General features: G+C 70.3%; 12 protein-coding genes and 3 pseudogenes. 10 read left to right on the forward strand and 5 right to left on the reverse strand.

Annotated elements, in window-relative coordinates:
* Positions 1-126: 126 nt before the first annotated feature.
* The 3 genes and pseudogenes from OTB20_RS28970 to OTB20_RS28980 form a co-directional block, all read right to left on the reverse strand.
* Positions 127-696: pseudogene (locus tag OTB20_RS28970) on the reverse strand (transposase); the annotation flags it as partial.
* Between the two features lie 655 nt (positions 697-1,351).
* Entirely contained in the window at positions 1,352-1,642 is a 291-nt protein-coding gene (locus tag OTB20_RS28975; RefSeq protein WP_267821931.1) for a chaplin, read from the reverse strand.
* Between the two features lie 592 nt (positions 1,643-2,234).
* Positions 2,235-2,623 (reverse strand): annotated as a pseudogene (locus OTB20_RS28980) (ATP-binding protein).
* Between the two features lie 279 nt (positions 2,624-2,902).
* On the opposite strand from OTB20_RS28980, the gene OTB20_RS28985 reads away from it, so the two are divergent.
* The 3 genes and pseudogenes from OTB20_RS28985 to OTB20_RS28995 all read left to right on the forward strand — a co-directional run bounded on the left by OTB20_RS28985 (position 2,903) and on the right by OTB20_RS28995 (position 4,980).
* Entirely contained in the window at positions 2,903-3,241 is a 339-nt protein-coding gene (locus OTB20_RS28985; protein ID WP_267821933.1) for a MerR family transcriptional regulator, read from the forward strand.
* Between the two features lie 246 nt (positions 3,242-3,487).
* Complete coding sequence (locus OTB20_RS28990; protein ID WP_267821934.1) at positions 3,488-3,691, forward strand: cold-shock protein; 204 nt, start codon at positions 3,488-3,490, stop codon at positions 3,689-3,691.
* A 570-nt stretch (positions 3,692-4,261) separates the two neighbouring features.
* Positions 4,262-4,980 (forward strand): annotated as a pseudogene (locus OTB20_RS28995) (IS6 family transposase).
* Between the two features lie 259 nt (positions 4,981-5,239).
* On the opposite strand, the gene OTB20_RS29000 reads toward OTB20_RS28995, so the two are convergent.
* On the reverse strand, positions 5,240-5,983 hold the full coding sequence (locus OTB20_RS29000) for a hypothetical protein (RefSeq protein ID WP_267821936.1): 744 nt from the start codon (positions 5,981-5,983) through the stop codon (positions 5,240-5,242).
* Between the two features lie 401 nt (positions 5,984-6,384).
* On the reverse strand, positions 6,385-7,731 hold the full coding sequence (locus OTB20_RS29005; RefSeq protein WP_267821938.1) for an NAD(P)-binding domain-containing protein: 1,347 nt from the start codon (positions 7,729-7,731) through the stop codon (positions 6,385-6,387).
* A 260-nt stretch (positions 7,732-7,991) separates the two neighbouring features.
* Here OTB20_RS29005 and OTB20_RS29010 point away from each other — a divergent pair, with 260 nt between their 5' ends.
* The 7 genes from OTB20_RS29010 (at position 7,992) to OTB20_RS29040 (ending at position 16,454) form a co-directional block, all read left to right on the forward strand.
* Entirely contained in the window at positions 7,992-9,797 is a 1,806-nt protein-coding gene (locus tag OTB20_RS29010) for an FAD-dependent oxidoreductase (protein WP_267821939.1), read from the forward strand.
* Positions 9,778-10,419 (forward strand): acetoacetate decarboxylase family protein, encoded by a 642-nt coding sequence (locus tag OTB20_RS29015; RefSeq protein ID WP_267821940.1) that lies wholly within the window; start codon positions 9,778-9,780, stop codon positions 10,417-10,419. The genes OTB20_RS29010 and OTB20_RS29015 overlap by 20 nt, the downstream gene beginning before the upstream one ends.
* 63 nt (positions 10,420-10,482) lie before the next feature.
* Complete coding sequence (locus OTB20_RS29020; protein WP_267821942.1) at positions 10,483-12,276, forward strand: AMP-dependent synthetase/ligase; 1,794 nt, start codon at positions 10,483-10,485, stop codon at positions 12,274-12,276.
* On the forward strand, positions 12,273-12,911 hold the full coding sequence (locus OTB20_RS29025) for a hypothetical protein (RefSeq protein ID WP_267821944.1): 639 nt from the start codon (positions 12,273-12,275) through the stop codon (positions 12,909-12,911). The genes OTB20_RS29020 and OTB20_RS29025 overlap by 4 nt, the downstream gene beginning before the upstream one ends.
* Before the next feature lie 108 nt (positions 12,912-13,019).
* A complete protein-coding gene (locus tag OTB20_RS29030; protein ID WP_267821945.1) occupies positions 13,020-13,949 on the forward strand; it encodes an alpha/beta hydrolase family protein in 930 nt (309 codons plus the stop codon).
* 36 nt (positions 13,950-13,985) lie between these two features.
* Positions 13,986-15,377, forward strand: a complete 1,392-nt coding sequence (locus OTB20_RS29035) for an MFS transporter (protein WP_267821947.1) — start codon at positions 13,986-13,988, stop codon at positions 15,375-15,377.
* 90 nt (positions 15,378-15,467) lie between these two features.
* On the forward strand, positions 15,468-16,454 hold the full coding sequence (locus tag OTB20_RS29040) for a hypothetical protein (RefSeq protein WP_267821949.1): 987 nt from the start codon (positions 15,468-15,470) through the stop codon (positions 16,452-16,454).
* Positions 16,455-16,459 lie beyond the last annotated feature (5 nt).

Raw genomic sequence — 16,459 nt, forward strand, 5'->3', positions numbered from 1 at the left:
TCGATCAGTAGCGCGGACAGGTACGGAAACAGCTCCAGGAACACATCACGTGAGCACGCGATGCATGATCGCGAACAGTCGGTGTGGTCCGCTCAACCGTCCAGATCACAAGATCGTCGACAGAACCCTCACCTTCACGTGCACGGCGTCGATGAAGACGACCGGGTAGACCGCGTCCAGCGGGCGGGTGCGCCATTCCGCCATCGACTCCAGGGCTTTGTCGGTAATGGTGGAGATGGTCTCCTTCGTCGTGGTCATGCCGTACGTCTGGGCGAGGTGGGAGACGATCTCCCCGGAGGTCAGCCCCTTCGCGGTCAGCGAGATCACCAGATCGTCCAGCGCGCCTGTCCGGCGGGCGTACTTCGGCAGCATCCGGGGCTGGAAGGTGCCCAGCCGGTCCCGGGGCACCTGCACCATCACGGTGCCGACCTCCGTCATCACCTTCTTGCTCCGGTAGCCGTTGCGCGTGTTGCCGCCCGAGCGTGAGCCGCGCCCGCCGGCCCGGCCCGCCTCCGCGGCCAGGTGCTCATCCATCTCGGCCTCCAGCGCGGCCTGCATCAGGTGCTGGGCCAGCTCGGGCAGCAGCCCGCCCTCGCCCATCAGCCGCAGCCCCTCACCATCGCGGACCTTCTCGGCCGCGAGCGCGGCCAGCTCCTCCAGCAGCTCGCTGGACAGACCGTTCTGCGACACCGGCATCGACTTCACGTCGGCACCCTCAGTGCTCGCGCCGACCTCGGCAAGCGACACGCCGTCCACGCTCTCGATCAGGTGACCAGTCGTCGTACCCATCAGGCTCACTCCTTCGAGGAGATCCACACCTGATTCATGACACTCCCCTGGACTGCAACTACAGCGGCGGTGTGTGCGGCACGAGCGCGGCCTTCACTTTCCCTGTCTCGGCGGATGTCCCCGGTGGTGCGTCCTTTGCGCGCATCTGCCTCGATGACGGCAGTGTTGCGTGAGCGATTTCGACCTTCGCTGTCCCATTACGTGAGCGCCGACAGAAGTCTCCGTGTGCGTGGCTGTCCGCGGGCGGGATGGCGTCGTGCGGGTTCCTGCTGGCCTTGTCCTGCTTGTGCGGTTTGCCGGGCTTGTCTGGCCCCGTCACGTCTTCCATAGCGGTACGTGTGCCCGCCGACGGTAGCGACGCGGCCGGGGCTGGCGTGGCATGTTGCGGGGAGTGTCCCACCTCTGGGGTGGTGACTGTGCGCCGTGTCGGGTGGCGGTCCGGCCTCCCCAGGTGGTGGGGGGAGGCCGGAGCGCTCAGGGCGTGTGCCCTGCGGCTGGTTCAGAGGAGGTGCTCTGTTGGCTTCGGCACTGTGGCTGCTGGCAGTTCAGGGGCCTGTGGTGCTCAGTACTCGCCGTGGTGGTCGGCCTTGTGGTGGTCGCCCTTGCCGCCGCCGCTGGCGTTGATGCAGGTGTTGCCGAAGGCCGGGTTGAGGAAACCGACGACGTTGATGGTGTTGCCGCAGAAGTTGATCGGGATGTGGATGGGCACCTGGAGGACGTTGCCGGACAGGACGCCGGGGGAGCCGATGGCAGCGCCCTCGGCTGTGGCGTCCGCGGCCGCCATGCCGGCGCCGCCGGCGAGGATGGCAGCGGTTGAGGCGGTGACCGCTACGGCCTTTGCGATACGCGACATCAAGATCTCCTAAATGAAGTGGACCTGCCGCAGGGAGTACGGCACGTGCGCCCCTTCAAACAGCACGGGCAGGTAGCCGGTTACGGCCGTTGGGCCGGACCGGTGACCCAGGCCACTTCTCCAGTCCTGTCGTCAGGGAGGGTCGCGGTCCGGCGGGGGATGTAGTGCGGGCGCAACCGCTTGGAGCAGGAGGCCGCCGAGACCGCCGAGAAGGCCCGCGGCTGGCGCTCCCGCTTCCGCCTCGGGCAGGCCCCCTGAGAACCGGGTAAGCCTCCCGCCGCCGGTGCGGGCAAGCCTGAGGTGACCCTGGGCAAGCTCCGGCTGTCGGCGGTGGACAGGGACGAGGAGTTGCTGCGCCGGCTGGGTCTGTGTCGAGGCCACGACCGTCTCCGGCTCGGCCGTCGTGGCGTCACGAGCTCGTTCAGGTGGGCTGCACAGGCGGTGTGGAGGAAGGAGATCGTCCTGGCCTTGTTGGAGGCCAGGGCCGGGGGCGAGACCGGCTCGGGGATGGCCTCGCGAGTGATGCGCCCGTTTCAACGATGCCGGCTCACTGAGGCAATGCCGCCAGACGAGGGATGCGCTGTGGTGGGTTTTACCGGGGGAGGAGGGCGCGTACGGTTTTGCCGCCGCCGGGGGTGGCGGCGACGTGGGTGGCCAGGGCGAGGCGGTTGACCATGGGCCAGCCGAATCCTCCCGTGCCGCCGTTCAGGTCGGGGGTGCGCCTGCGCGGCGGGTGCGGGCTGGGGTCGTGGACGGCGACCTCGATGCCGTCCGGGTGTGCGGTTAGGTCCAGCGTGTAGGCGCTCCGCCGTGGCGCAGTGCGTTGGTGACGAGCTCCGAGACGACCAGGATCACGGTGTCGGCGGCCTCGGTTGTGATCGGGTGGACGAGGCGGTCGAGGAAGTCCCGGGTGCTCTCGCGTGCGTCGGCGGGCGAGGCAGTGGGAAGGCCCGTTGCGACGTCGGCGCCCATCGTGCTCATCCGGTCACCCTGATTTCTGACCGCCTACACGCGGCCCAGCCTGCCCAGTGCTTGTGCCCCGCCTGCAGCGGCCTAATCGGGCAAGGCCCGCCTGTGCCCCTCGCCGACTGAGGTCGATTACCTCATGGTCGCCCCGCACCCCCGACGGAGTATCAGTCGGGTCGGCGGACACAGAAGGCCGGCGCAGGACTAGGGCCGGCAGATGGTGTAGCAGTTCCTTCGGGGCCCGGGTGCCATGTGCACCCGGGCCCCTCCATGCGTTTGTGCGAGAGAGGTGCAATGACAGCAGACGACTCGTTCGGCCGTCTCGACGATGACGACTACCCCGCCTACACGATGGGCCGGGCCGCCGAGATGCTCGGCACCACCCAGGGCTTCCTGCGCGCCCTCGGCGAATCCCGCCTGATCACCCCGCTCCGCTCGGAGGGCGGGCACCGCCGCTACTCCCGTTACCAGCTGCGTATCGCCGCCCGCGCCCGGGAGCTCGTCGATCAGGGCACTCCCATCGAGTCGGCCTGCCGGATCATCGTCCTCGAGGACCAGCTCGAGGAAGCCCAGAGCATCAACGCCGAATACCGGCGTACTGCTGAATCGTCGAATCCGACGGCCGCGGCTTGAGCTGGGGCGCGCCCGCCGTTTTCGGCGGGCCGGCGCGCACCTGGTTCCAGGCGTGACGTGAAGCCGTTTCCCTTGGTGACAGCGGGTTGTCGCGTGTACCGTCTGGGTCAGCTGTCGTGGTTCGGAAGTTCCCTAAGTCCACGCCGTAGGCGTGGACGTTTTGCTGTGCTGTGCCGCAGGAACCAGGGCGATCACCTCCGCCTTCCGCATGGTGTGGGAGGCGTACTTGACTGGAAGGCATGTGTCATGGCTAAGGGAACTGTGAAGTGGTTCAACGCGGAGAAGGGCTTCGGCTTCATCGAGCAGGAGGGTGGTGGCCCGGACGTCTTCGCCCACTACTCCGCGATCAATTCCTCGGGCTTCCGTGAACTTCAGGAGGGCCAGGTCGTGACGTTCGACGTCGGCCAGGGCCAGAAGGGCCCCCAGGCGGAGAACATCACCCCGGCCTGACCTTCACCACCCCGCCCGCGGGTACCGGGAGCGATGGGTGCGGATGCCCGTGGGAATTCCGTACCTCCCGCAGCACAACGGTCTCCTGACTTCGATCAGCATCCGGCCGTGCAACGGGGGACTGCCGCATGCCGGGATATAACCGGGCCAGCCCAGGTCCGTCCAGCCTGCGCCTGCCCGTGACGTGGTGGCGGGGGAATCGTCACATCAGATGTCGCCGAACAAATGCACCCGCCCCGGCGGTCGGCGGCTTCCCGGGGGCCCGGAAGCACCCCCTCCCCGCTTCCCGGCCCCCGGGCCTCCCGCTGGACCGGCCAGGTAGCTGAGGTTCCCCCGTTGCTCGGGAGGTGTTGATCAGTTGGTCAGGGAGGGTTGACCGGGTTTCAGGTTCGCTCGTTCGGTCGTTGCCTGTTCGGTGTAGTGCTTCTTCTCGAACTCGACCGGACTGAGGTAGCCGAGCCGTTTCTGGATGCGCCGGCTGTTAAAGAAGCCGTCGGTGGGCGCTGTCACGTTGTCGGTGGCGGGGTGGGATGTTCTTCGGGTTGGCTGGTCTGGGGAGGGGAGCCGGTCGTGTCGGATGCGGTGGCGTCGTTCCGGAACCACCGCTGCCCGGTGGAAGTCATCTCGCAGTGCGTGTGGCTGTGCTTCCGCTTCCCCCTCAGCTGCCGCGAGGTCGGGGGGCTGATGCTCGAGCGCGGTGTCATCGTGTCTTACGAGACGATCCGGCGTTGGTGCTTCAAGTTCGGGCAGGCCTACGCGAACGGCCTGCGCCGGCGACGCCCGCGACCGGGTGACAAGTGGCGCCTGGACGAGGTGTTCATCAAGATCAACGGGGAGCAGGAGTGCTTGTGGCGGGCCGTCGACCAGGACGGCAACGTCCTCGGCATCCTCGTACAGAACCGGCGGGACAAAGCCACTGCCAGGCGTTTCTTCCGCCGCCTCCTCAAGGTGACCGGGTCGGTGCCACGGGTGGTCGTCACCGACAAGATCCGCTCCTGCGGCGCCGCCCACCGGGAGGTGATGCCGTCCGTGGAGCACCGCTCCCACAAGGGGTTGAACAACCGGGCGGAGAACTCCCACCAGCCCACAAGGCAACGCGAACGCGTGATGAAAGGCTTCCGTTCCCCCGGCGGAGCGCAACGGTTCCTGTCTGCGTTCAACGGGATCTCACCCCACTTCCGACCCGCCGGCATCTCATGACCGCCGGCCGCCACCGCTTCGAAATGATCATCAGGTTCACCATCTGGAACCACATCACCGGCACCGCTGGCCTGCCCGCGACACCCTGAACAACAGACCGCCGGCGCCTCTCCGCGCCATCAGACGATCACGCCCCAGATAACGTGACAGTGCCCGGATGAAGAGCTACGAGGAGGTCGCCCGCCGGTCGGGACTCGTCTGACCATTCCCCGGCACGCTATGCCGGGCAGGTCAGACAGTCACTGACAGCTTCCACGCGCGTCGACAAACCGCACTGGGACGTGAATGTGGCTGTGATCATTTTCCACGGCGTGCCCGCCCTCGAACGGCGCCCCCGCGGTGGCTCCCTCAGTACTCCCTGAGTAGGCGGCCGACGCCTGTGATGCGGTCGTCGAGGCCGTGCTCGCGCAGGGCGTGCCACAGCGTGGCCGTGTTGATGGCGACGACCGGTTTGCCGAGTTCGGATTCGAGGGCGTCGGCTTGGGAGACGAAGGAGAGGTTCGTTCCGACCTGGACGATCGCTTCGACGGAGGGGTCGTCGAGTTCGAGGACCATCTCCCGGATGCGGGGCGGCCCGACCCGGGCAATGTCCATGGCGCTCGGGCAGCGCAGCCCGGAGACGGCCGATACGTCGAATCCGGCTTCGGTGAAGAATCGCTTCACCTCGCGGTCGGCGACGGGCTGGTAGGGAGAGAAGACGGCGATGCGTTGGCATCCGAGCGCATGCAGTGCTGCGCGGCAGGAGCTCGCGCCGGTGGTGACCGGCAGCCCCGTCCGTTCGCGGAGCCGCTGTTCGAAGGCGGCGTTTCCTGCGACACCGCCCCAGAACGTCTCCGCTGACATCCCCATCACCATTCGGTCCGGCTCGGCTGTCAGGACATCACGGACGGCCGCGTCGAGCGAGGTTCTGATCTGGGCCAGCAGGGCTTGGAAGTCGTGGTCGCTGTCCATCGAGGGGTGCGCGATGTGCATCGACCCGGCGCGGTAGGTGACACCGGGGATTCGCGCTCCCCAATAGTCATGCTCGACGACGGTGTTGGTGCTCGGCACGATGACACCGAAGACGGCTCGGGGGCCGACGGCATTGGTCATTTCGGGCTCTCCAGTCCGGGGTGGGGGATGTCGTCAAGGCGTCCGGTGCTGTCGGTGCCGATCGTGGCGCCCGACCCCGATGGACTGCCCGCGCTGCGGCGGGCGGGTCGTTGCCGGCGGTGAGGCCGCCCGCCGGGTATCCCCGGCAGGGCCGTCGCCGAACTGCTGCTCGGTGCGACGGGCGCGTAGTTGGGAAACCCGCCCCCCTTCGGCCTGGGTGGCGCCGCCGACGCGGTGTTGTGCCGGGAGGAATAGGAGGCCGCATGTCCGCGCTTGCGGGGCAGCCGCAGGTCCAAGGAGCGGGTCGACAGGGCGGCACTGCTGACGTGGCGGCAATCGGGTCACGTGCGTTTCGTTCTGTGAAGCTGTGTTTCGCAAGGCTGAAGAAGGTCGTCGTGCCGTCAACTGACACCCGGCGTCGGCGCCGTCAGGGGCCGGGAGGCGGCCGTGCGGACCCGCTCGCGCCGAAGCTCTTTGAGGTAGCTCAGGGCGTCGACCTGGATGGTGTGGCGGGTAGAGGCGACGTAGCGCCGTGCCGTCTGCCTGCGATACGTGGCGATCTCACGGTGCATGGCGCCCTGCGCAGGCAGGGCGCAGCGTCCTTGGAGGAGGTCGGCGACCCAGTGGGACTGTGCCTCCGCCAGCGGCATGATCGCGCCGAGCGGCTGGACCAGGCCGATGAAGTACAGGCCCGGGTGATCGGGTGCGGCGACGCGGCGGTAGAGGCTCACCGCGTTGCCGGCGGGGTCGATCAGGTCCTTCGGGAGGAAGGGGAAGGCGATGTCGTACCCCGTGCAGTAGATCACCGCGTCGATCTCCTCCCTGTGGCCGTCCTCGAAGAGGGCGCTTCCCCCGTCGAGTGCGCTGATCATCGGCGTCACGGTGATGTCGCCGTGCCCGAGGCGTGAGAGCAGGTCGTCGGAGATGGTGGGGTGGGCTCCGAGCACGCCGTGGCGCGGTTCGGGCAGGCCGTAGGCGGAGAGCCTGCCGCGGCTGAGCCGCAGGAGGGCGGCCAGGCCGCGGGCTTGCACGGGCAGGGGTGCCCGGGCGAGCCAGGAACCGGTGAGGTGGTCGGTGGGGGAGCCGAACAGGTATTTGGGCAGGATGTGCGCGCCACGGCGCATGGTGAGAAGGGTGCGGGCGGAGACGCGGGAGGTTTCCACGGCGATGTCGCACGCCGAGTTGCCGATGCCGAGGACGAGAACGCGCGCTCCGGCGAAGGGCTCTGGAGTGCGGTAGTAGTGGGAGTGCGTCTGGATGCCTGTGAAGGAGTCCGCTCCGGGCAGTGCCGGGCGCGGCATCCGTGGTTTCCAGTGGTGTCCGTTGGCGACGAGGACCGCGTCGTAGATCCCGGCGGTCACGGCTCCGTCGTCCCGCCGGCGGGCGGTGACCTCCCAGCTGCCGCCGGAGGACTTTGCTACACCGGTCACATCGGTGCGGAAGGCGATCGAGGGGCGCAGGTCGAAGTGGTCGACGAAAGCGTCGAAGTAGCGGGCGATGTCGAAGTGGCTCGGGTAGACCGGGTAATTCTTCGACATGGGGAAGCACGCGTACTCCATCACCTGGCGGGAGGTGTTGATGTGGAGCGAGCGGTAGGCGGAGGACATGCCGTTGTCGTTCAGGTAGCGCCAGTTGCCGCCGACCTGCGACCCGCTCTCGTAGCAGTCGTAGGCGATGCCGCGTTCGGCGAGCACCTGGCAGGCGGCGATGCCGGAGGAGCCGGCTCCGATGACGCAGACACGTTCCATGCGGACCTCCCTTGTGACCACCCGGTCACGTGACCGGGTGGTCACAAGGTTCGTCCGGTGATGAGGTGTTGTCAACGAGGCTGACTGGGTGCCGAGTTGGCGGCAGTTGCCCCGCTGTGCGGGAGTCGTCGGACTCATTGACAGGGATTGCCCGGTCGCCCACTATGACCGGGCGGTCACGTGACCGCCCGGTCACACGGTGGACGCGTGCCCTCGGCCACCATGTGACCGCCCCGGGTCGGTCGCATGCGGGAGCCGTGATGCCCACCTCTTCACCACCGAAAGCCGCTTCACCCAGAAATGGTCCACCGCCCGCCGCCCCGCCCGACGACGTCGACGTGCTCGTCATCGGCTCCGGATTCGGCGGGAGCGTCACAGCCCTGCGCCTGGCCGAGAAGGGCTACCGCGTCGCCGTCCTGGAGGCCGGCCGCCGCTTCGCGGACGACGACTTCCCCCGTACCTCGTGGCGCGTGCGCGACTACCTCTTCGCCCCACGCCTCGGCTGTCGAGGCATCCTCCGTATGACCTTGCTGGGCAGGGTCCTGGTGCTCACCGGAGCGGGTGTCGGAGGCGGCTCCCTCGGCTACGCCAACACCCTCTACGACCCGCCGCCGCCGTTCTACGAGGGAACCCGCTGGGCGTCCATCACCGACTGGCGCACCGAACTCGCCCCGTACTACGACCAGGCCCGCCGCATGCTCGGTGTCACCCCGAACCCCCGCGTCACCCCCTCCGACCGCGTACTGAAGGACGCTGCGCGGGCTATGGGACGCGAAGACACCTTTCGCCCCACCCCCGTGGGCGTTCACTTCGGGCCGCCCGGAACCGCACCCGGAACGACCGTCCCCGACCCGTACTTCGGCGGCGCCGGGCCTGACCGCAGTGCCTGCTTGCACTGCGGGGCCTGCATGACGGGCTGCCGCCACAACGCCAAGAACACCCTGCCCAAGAACTACCTCGGCCTTGCCGAAGCCGCCGGCGCGACCGTCATCCCCGAACGCACCGTCACCGACTGCCGCCCGAACGGCGCCGGAACCGGCGCGCACCCCGGCTGGACAATCACCTCCGTACGCACCGGACGCGCCCTGCGCCGCGACCCCCGCACCACCACCGCACGGCACGTCGTCTTCGCCGCCGGAGCCCTCGGCACCCAGCGCCTGCTGCACCGGCTACGCGCCGACGGCGCGCTGCCCCGCCTCTCCCCGCGCCTGGGCCACCTGACCCGGACGAACTCCGAGGCCATCTTGGCCGTGCGCTCCAAGGACCCCGACGCAGACTTCACCCACGGCGTGGCCATCACCTCCTCCGTGCAGCTGGACGACGACACCCACGTGGAGCCCGTCCGCTACGGCCCCGGCAGCAACCTCCTCGCCCTGCTGGGCGCGACGCTGACCGACCCGGTCCCCGGCCGCCCCCGGCTCATGGCCGGTCTCGCCGCGATGGCCGCGAACGCCCGCAGCCTGCCCGCCCTGCACCGCCCCCGCCGCTGGGCCACCCAGTCGGTGGTCCTGCTGGTCATGCAATCCGTGGACAACTCCCTCACCACCCACCTCCGCCGCGGCCTGCTCGGGCCCCGCCTGACCAGCCGGCCCGGCGAAGGCGCGCCCAACCCCACCTGGATCCCGGCCGGCCACCGCCTGGCCCGCACCGCTGCCCGGCAAAACGACGCACTGGCCTGCGGGACCTGGGGCGACCTGCTCGACATACCCGCCACCGGCCACCTCATCGGCGGCTGCACCATCGCCGCCGACGCCGAGCACGGGGTCGTCGACCCCTACCACCGCGTCCACGGACACCCCGGGCTGCACATCATCGACGGCTCCACCATCTCGGCCAACCTCGGTGTGAACCCCTCCCTCACCATCACCGCCCTCGCCGAACGGGCCACAGCCCTGTGGCCCAACCACGGCGACGCCGACCCCCGCCCCCGGCCCGGCGCACGCTACCGCCGGGTGGACCCCGTCCCGCCGCGCCACCCCGCCGTCCCCGCGCACGCTCCCGCCGCACTGCGCCTGGGCCCCCGACCGCCCGAAGGGCAGGACACCGATGCCGACGTACCCGCCTGAACCCTGGCACCTCGCCGGGCAGATGTACCTCTCCCTATGGCCCGTACCGCGCCGCGCCCTGCCGCCCCTGCCGCCGGGAGTGCGGCCCCTCACCCTCGCCGGCCGGGCCCTGATGGGCGCCGCCTGGGTCCTCTACGAGAACGACAGCGTCCTGCGCTACAACGAGGTCCTCTCGGCGGTCCTGGTCCGCGACGGCCTGCGGCCGCGGGTCACCATCACCGACATCTGGGTGGACAGCCCCCCGTCGATGGCCGGAGGACGCGAACTGTGGGGGATCCCGAAAGAGCTGGCCGCATTCGACGTCAGCCGGGACAAGAGCTTTGACGCCTCTGCCCGCACCGGATCCACGGCGCTGTGCACCGCGTCCTTCCGCTCCCTGACCAGCCTCCCGGGGCGGTGGCCGGTGGCCTACCGCGTCACCCAGCTCCTGGACGGACACCTCAAGACCAGCCCCGTGCGCAGCCGCAGCACCGTAGGCCTGGCCCGCGCGACCTGGCAGATCCCGCCAGGCAGCCCCCTGCGGCTCCCGGCAGACCGCCCACCGCTGCTCAGCCTCACCCTGCACGACTTCACCCTCACCTTCGGCAGCCCCGCCCCGACCCCGTCCGCCCGCACCGTCTGAGCCGCCTCCCCGCCGGGCCGCCGCAGCCGCGCGGCGGCCCGGCGCCCTTCCCGAGGAGCCCGTATGACACCCACGCCCGATCCGCCAGCCACCCTCTGCGAGGCCTTCCAGCGGACCGTTGCCGCCCGGCCACAGGAACCCGCCCTCCTCGCTCTCGCGGGCACCGCGCTGACCTGGGCCCAGTACGCAGAACGCGTGGCCTCCGTCGCCGCAGCGCTGCGCCACCTCGGTGTCCGCCGGGGCGAGCCGGTTGCCCTGATGCTCACCAACCGGCCCGAGTTCCACGTGGCCGACTGCGCCGCCCTGCACCTGGGTGCTGTCCCGTTCTCCCTCTACAACAGCCTGCCCGCCGATCAGATACACGACCTGCTCGCCAACACCGCGGCCCGGCTGGTCGTCACCGAACGCCGCTTCCTGCCGGTACTCCACGCCGCCGCAGCCGGAACCTCAGTCCGGTACCTCGTGACCGTGGACCAGGTTGATCAAACACCGGAGGAGGGCGTCCTCACCCTCGAGGAAGCCGAGGCGAGGGCCCCCCGCCCCTTCGAACTCGCTGCCGCCTTGGACTGCGTGGGGCCCGACGATCTCGTGACCCTGATCCACACCTCGGGCACCACAGGCCGCCCCAAGGCCGTCGAAATCACCCACCGCGCCATGCTGAGCCAACTCTCGGGCAGCCAGCAGGTGTTGAAGGTCACCGACCAGGACAGCCACATCTCCTTCCTGCCCGCGGCCCACATCGCCGACCGGTGGGGCTCCCATTACACCAACCTCCTCTGCGGAACCCGTCTGACCTGCCTGGATGACATCACCCGGCTGTCCGAGGCGCTCGCCCTCGTGCGGCCGACGCTCTTCGGAGCCGTCCCCTCCGTCTGGCAGCGCATGCGCACCACGCTGGAAGGGGCCCTCGCCGAAGCCGACCCCGGGCTCCGCGCCCTCGCCGAGGAGGCCCTCGCCACCGGACGGCGCCACGCCCCCCGCCGGTGGAAGGGCGTCCTCACCCAGGCCGAGCGCAAGGAACTCGACGGGGCCGACGCCGTCCTCGCCGAACTGCGTCGCCGCGTCGGTCTTGACCGAGCCCGGGTCTGTATCACGGGGGCCGCGCCCGCACCTGAAGGTCTCCAGGAGTTCTTTCACGCCCTCGGGCTGCCGCTCACCGACGCCTGGGGAATGTCCGAGCTCAGCGGTATCGCCCTGATCGCCCCGCCCGGAATGCCGCGGCCCGGCACTGTGGGCCGGCCGGTCCCCGGCGCGGAGATCAGGATCGCCGACGACGGCGAACTCCTCGTACGGGCGCCCTTCCTGATGCGCGGATACCGCGGTGAGTCGGAGCTCACCGCGCGGACCATCGACGCGGCAGGCTGGCTGCACACCGGTGACCTCGCCGCCGTCGACGCCCAAGGAGACATCCGGATCATCGACCGGAAGAAGGACCTCATCATCAATACCGGAGGCCAGAACATGGCCCCCGCCCGCATCGAAGGGGTCCTGAGGGAATCCACGCCCCTGATCGCCCACGCCGTCGTCATCGGCGACGGCCGACCCTACAACGTCGCCCTCCTGGTCCCCGACCGGGAGGCAGTCACCGCTTGGGCCAGGCGAACGGGCATCGCAACGGCGGCGCCCTGGGACACCCACGGCGCCGAACTCGCCGCCGCGTTCGCCGGGGCTGTCGCCGACGCCAACGCACGCCTTTCGCGAGCCGAGCGGATCCGCGTCCACGAGGTGATCGCCGACGAGTGGGCGCCCGGTGGACCGGAGCTCACCGTGACGCTGAAGGTCCGGCGGGCCGCCGTCACCGGCCGGTACGCCGACCTGGTCGAGACCTTGTACCGGCGCGGGGCGGCGGACCGGTGATCTCGGCCGGTCTCGCGCTGCTCGCAGCGTTCCAGATATGCCTCGCCGCGGCCGCCTGGCGCACTGGTGCGGCCGGCCGGCTCACCGGTGTCCTCGGCTATGCCCTGGCCTACGATTCCGCCGTCGTGGCCGCCGGCGCCATGCTGGGCGAGGGTCGGCTGCTGGAGAGTTTGAGCGCCGGCCGCTTCATCATCCACGTGTTGGGCACACCCCTCGTGCTGCCCTGCGCCGCCCTCGCCCTGCGGGCCGGCCGCGCCGCCCTCGGCGTGGCTTGGGCCACCGCCGGCGCTCTGGCCGTGCTCGGCGCGGCCACTACCCTGCCGGGCCTGGATCTGCGGCCCCGCAGCTGGGCCGACACCCTGCGCTATGCGGACGCCGATCCCGACGGATTCCCTGTTGCGGCCGTCCTCGCAATCGTGGTGCTCCTGCTGATCGGCATCGCCGCGTGGGTGAGCCGGGGAACACCTTGGATAGCGCTTGGCGCTCTCGCCGTGTTCGCTGCCTCGGCCGCCGCCTTCGCGGCGCCGCCGCTGGGAAACCTTGGCGAAGCGTTCATGCTGGCCGGACTGCTCGTTGGCATGAGGCGGCTGATGGCGCAGCCCAGCGACAGCTGGCGAGTTGTTCCGCCAGAGTGAACGACGTTTCACTGAAAGAAACGTCTCGGCTATTGGCGTGTACGTGTCAGCATGCTGAACTGTCGTACAGCGTTTCCCTCTCCGATACCCCCATAGGAGGGCACTTCCGTGTTGCGCAGTCTCATGCGCGCCGTCCCAGCCATCATGCTGGCCGTCGCCGCCACCCTGACCGCCCCCACCGCCCTGGCGGTCCCCGCCGCCCCCGCCATCGCGGCCGACCCCGCCGCGCCGGGGGCTTACCCCGTCGCCTACGCCGACCTCACCGTCTCCGCCTCCGGCCGTTCCTACAGCGCCCGCGTCTGGTATCCCGGCACGACCGCCGGCGCCAACGCCCCCGTCGCCCAAGGCCTCCACCCCGGCCTCGCCTTCGGACACGGCTTCTTCCAGGACATCTCCAAGTACGAGAGCACCCTGCGCCACTACGCCTCGTGGGGCCTCATCACGGTCACCCCCAAGTCCCAGGGTGGCATCTCACCCAGCCACAGCGGATTCGCCGACGACCTCAACGCCGGCCTGACCTGGCTGACCACCCAGAACTCCACCACCGGATCCCGCTTCGCGGGCGCCGTCGACACCAGCCGCTACGCCCTGTCCGGCCACTCCATGGGCGGCGGCGCGGCCCTGCTCGCCGCATCCCGCAACCCGGCAGTCAAATCCGTCAGCACGCTCGCCGCCGCCGAGACCAACCCCTCCGCGGTCACGGCCTCCGCCGCCCTCACCATCCCGGCCCAGTACGTCGGCGGCAGCAAGGACACCGTCGCAGGAGTCGACGGCCACCAACGCAAGATGTACAACGCGAAGCCCGCCCCGACGCAGTTGCGCGTCATCACCGGCGGATTCCATTGCGGCTTCACAGACAGCGGCGACTTCGGCTGCGACAGCGGCTCGGTCACCCGCGCCGAACAGCAACGCCTCACCCGCGCGGTGACCACCACGTACCTGCTCTACACGCTCGGCCTCGACACCTCCCTCCGGGACCAGGTGTGGGGCGCCGCCGCGCAGAACCTGCCCGGAGTCGTGTACACGGCAAGGCCCTGACCCCACCCCGCTGATCCGCCCGCCCGGAGGAGCACCGTGAGCGAAGCCGCCCCTCATCTCGACCCCGATCGTGAGCTGCGCGCGTTCACCGTGTTCCCCGGGCGGCCCCCGGTCACCGTCCGGCGCGGCGATCCCGCGCCGTTCGGATGGTGGCCGGCCGTCTGCATCGCCCTCGTCGCGGCGATCGACCGTATCGAGTACAACCTCCTCGCCGGCGCCCTGCCCAAGATCCAGGAGGAGTTCGGCTTCGGCGACGCCGCCGGCGGCGCCATCGCCACCGCCGGATCGCTCGCCGCCGTGATCCTGCTGCTCCCGGCCGGCCGGCTCGCCGACACCGCCCGCCGCAACTGGACCATCGCCGGCGTCGTGGCGGTCTGGTCGCTGCTCACGGTCGGAACCGGGCTGGCCGGCAGCTTTCTCACCCTCTTCACCGTCCGCATGTTCCTCGGGGCCGCCGGACAGCTCTACAACCCGTCCGCCTCCAGCCTCCTCGCCGACTTCTACCCCGGCCCCGGCCGCACCCGCGCCTTCGGGTACGAGCGCATGGCCTATTTCGGTGGCCTGCCCATAGGCGTCATCGCCGGCGGCGCCCTCGCCGAGACCGTCGGCTGGCGCACCGGATTCCTCCTCGTCGCCGTGCCCGGCCTTGTCGTCGCCGTCCTCGTCCTCACACTGCGCGAACCGGACCGCGGCACCGGCGACCGTCTCACCCTGTGGTACCGGCGGGATGGCGGGGCCCCGGCCCCTCCGGCCGGTACGGAACGCCGTGCCGACTCCCCGACGCCGCCACCCCTGCGCACCCAGCTACGCGAACTGCTGCGGATCCGCACCCTGCGCACGGTCGTCACCGGCCTGAGCATCCTCATCTTCGGCCTGGGCGGTCTCTTCTACTGGATGCCCTCCTACTACAACCGCTTCTTCGGCCTGGGCGAGGCCGAGGCCGCCGCCGTGGCGGGCGGCAGCGGGCTGGTCGGCATCGTCGCGGGGATCGTGACGGGCAGCTGGCTCGGCGACCGCGAACGGGGCCCGCGCAAAGGCCGCCGCATCGCCATCGGCGGCGCCGGTCTGCTGTTCGGCACCTTCGCCCTGGCCGGAGCCGTCGCGCTGCCGGTCCTCGTGCCACAGGCCCTGTGCTTCACCCTCGCCAACTTCGGATTTGCCGCCGCGCTGGCCAACCTCACTGCCGCGAACGCCGACGTCGTCGCGGCCGAGCGCCGGGGTCTCGGCTTCGCCGTCCTGCAACTCCTCGTCACCCTCGGCGGATCGCTCGGTCCCTGGCTCATAGGCCTGGCCTCCGACGCCACCGGATCGCTGCGCACGGCCTTCCTGGCGGTGCTGCTGCCCCTGCTCGTCGGATCCGTGGTCGTCCTGCGCGGCCGGGGCTCCTACGACGCGGACGCGGCTGAGGCGGCCCGCCGCTCGGCCTGAACCGGAACCGGAACCACCTTCACGTGCGGAGGTCTCGCTCAGCTATTTACAGGAAGCAATGTTCCGTCTAGAGAAACAAAACTCACGCCAATGACAGCGAAGAAGATCGGATCACTGATGGCACACACCCCGCACCGCGCGCCGCGCAGCGTCAGCCGCGCCATCGCGGCAGGCCTGCTCGGATTCGCCCTGCTGACCGCCTCGGGCACCGCGGCCGCCGCCGAGACCCCCGAGAACCCCACCCCCGTCCCCACGCTCGCCTACACGGCCTCGGTCGGAGCGGACGTGGCCGACGTCTACTACCCCGAGACCGGCAGCCTGCTTCCGGTCGTGCTGCTCCAGCAGGGCGCCAACGTCGACAAGAGTCACTACGAGGGATACGCCCGCACCGTCGCGGCGTTCGGCTTCGTCGTGGTGGTGCCCAATCACCTCCGGTCCGTGTTCGGCGTCCCCGGCCTGTGGGCCTCAGCCGACCAGGGCCTGACCACCGTCGCCTGGTCGAAGGCCGAGAACGCCCGGGCCGGCAGCCCCCTCGCCGGCCGAATGGAGCCGACGACCTTCGCACTCCTCGGCCACTCCTTCGGCGGCGCCGCGGGTGTCGCCACCGTCCAGGGCCAGTGCGCGCCGCCGTTCTGCTTCGGCCTCCCGCCGGGCGCGGTCAAGCCCGCCGAACTCAAGGCGGCCGCCTTCTTCGGCACCAACAACGCCCCGCCCGGCGGCGGTCCGGTCGCCCCGGTCAACAACACCGTACCGGTGGCGCTGATCCAGGGCTCCGCCGACGGCGTGGCCGCCCCCGCGGCCGCGCAGGCCACGTACGAGGCCCTCCTGGGCAAGCCGAAGGCGCTCGTCACCGTGGCCGGCGTCAATCACTACGGCATCACCAACGTGCAGAACCCGCCCGGCGCCGCCCCCGATCCCTCGGCCCAGTCCATCGACCAGATCGACGGTATCCGTACGTCGGCCCGCTGGGCGGCGCTGTTCCTGAAGGCCTCGCTGGGCGACGCCTTCGCCCGCTCCTACGTCCGCTACTGGGGGGACGCCGCGGACCCCGCGGTCACCGTCCAGCAGGCCTACTGAGCCCC

Origin of the sequence: Streptomyces sp. H27-H1 (assembly GCF_026627445.1) — a bacterium.
Taxonomy (GTDB): Bacteria; Actinomycetota; Actinomycetes; order Streptomycetales; family Streptomycetaceae; genus Streptomyces.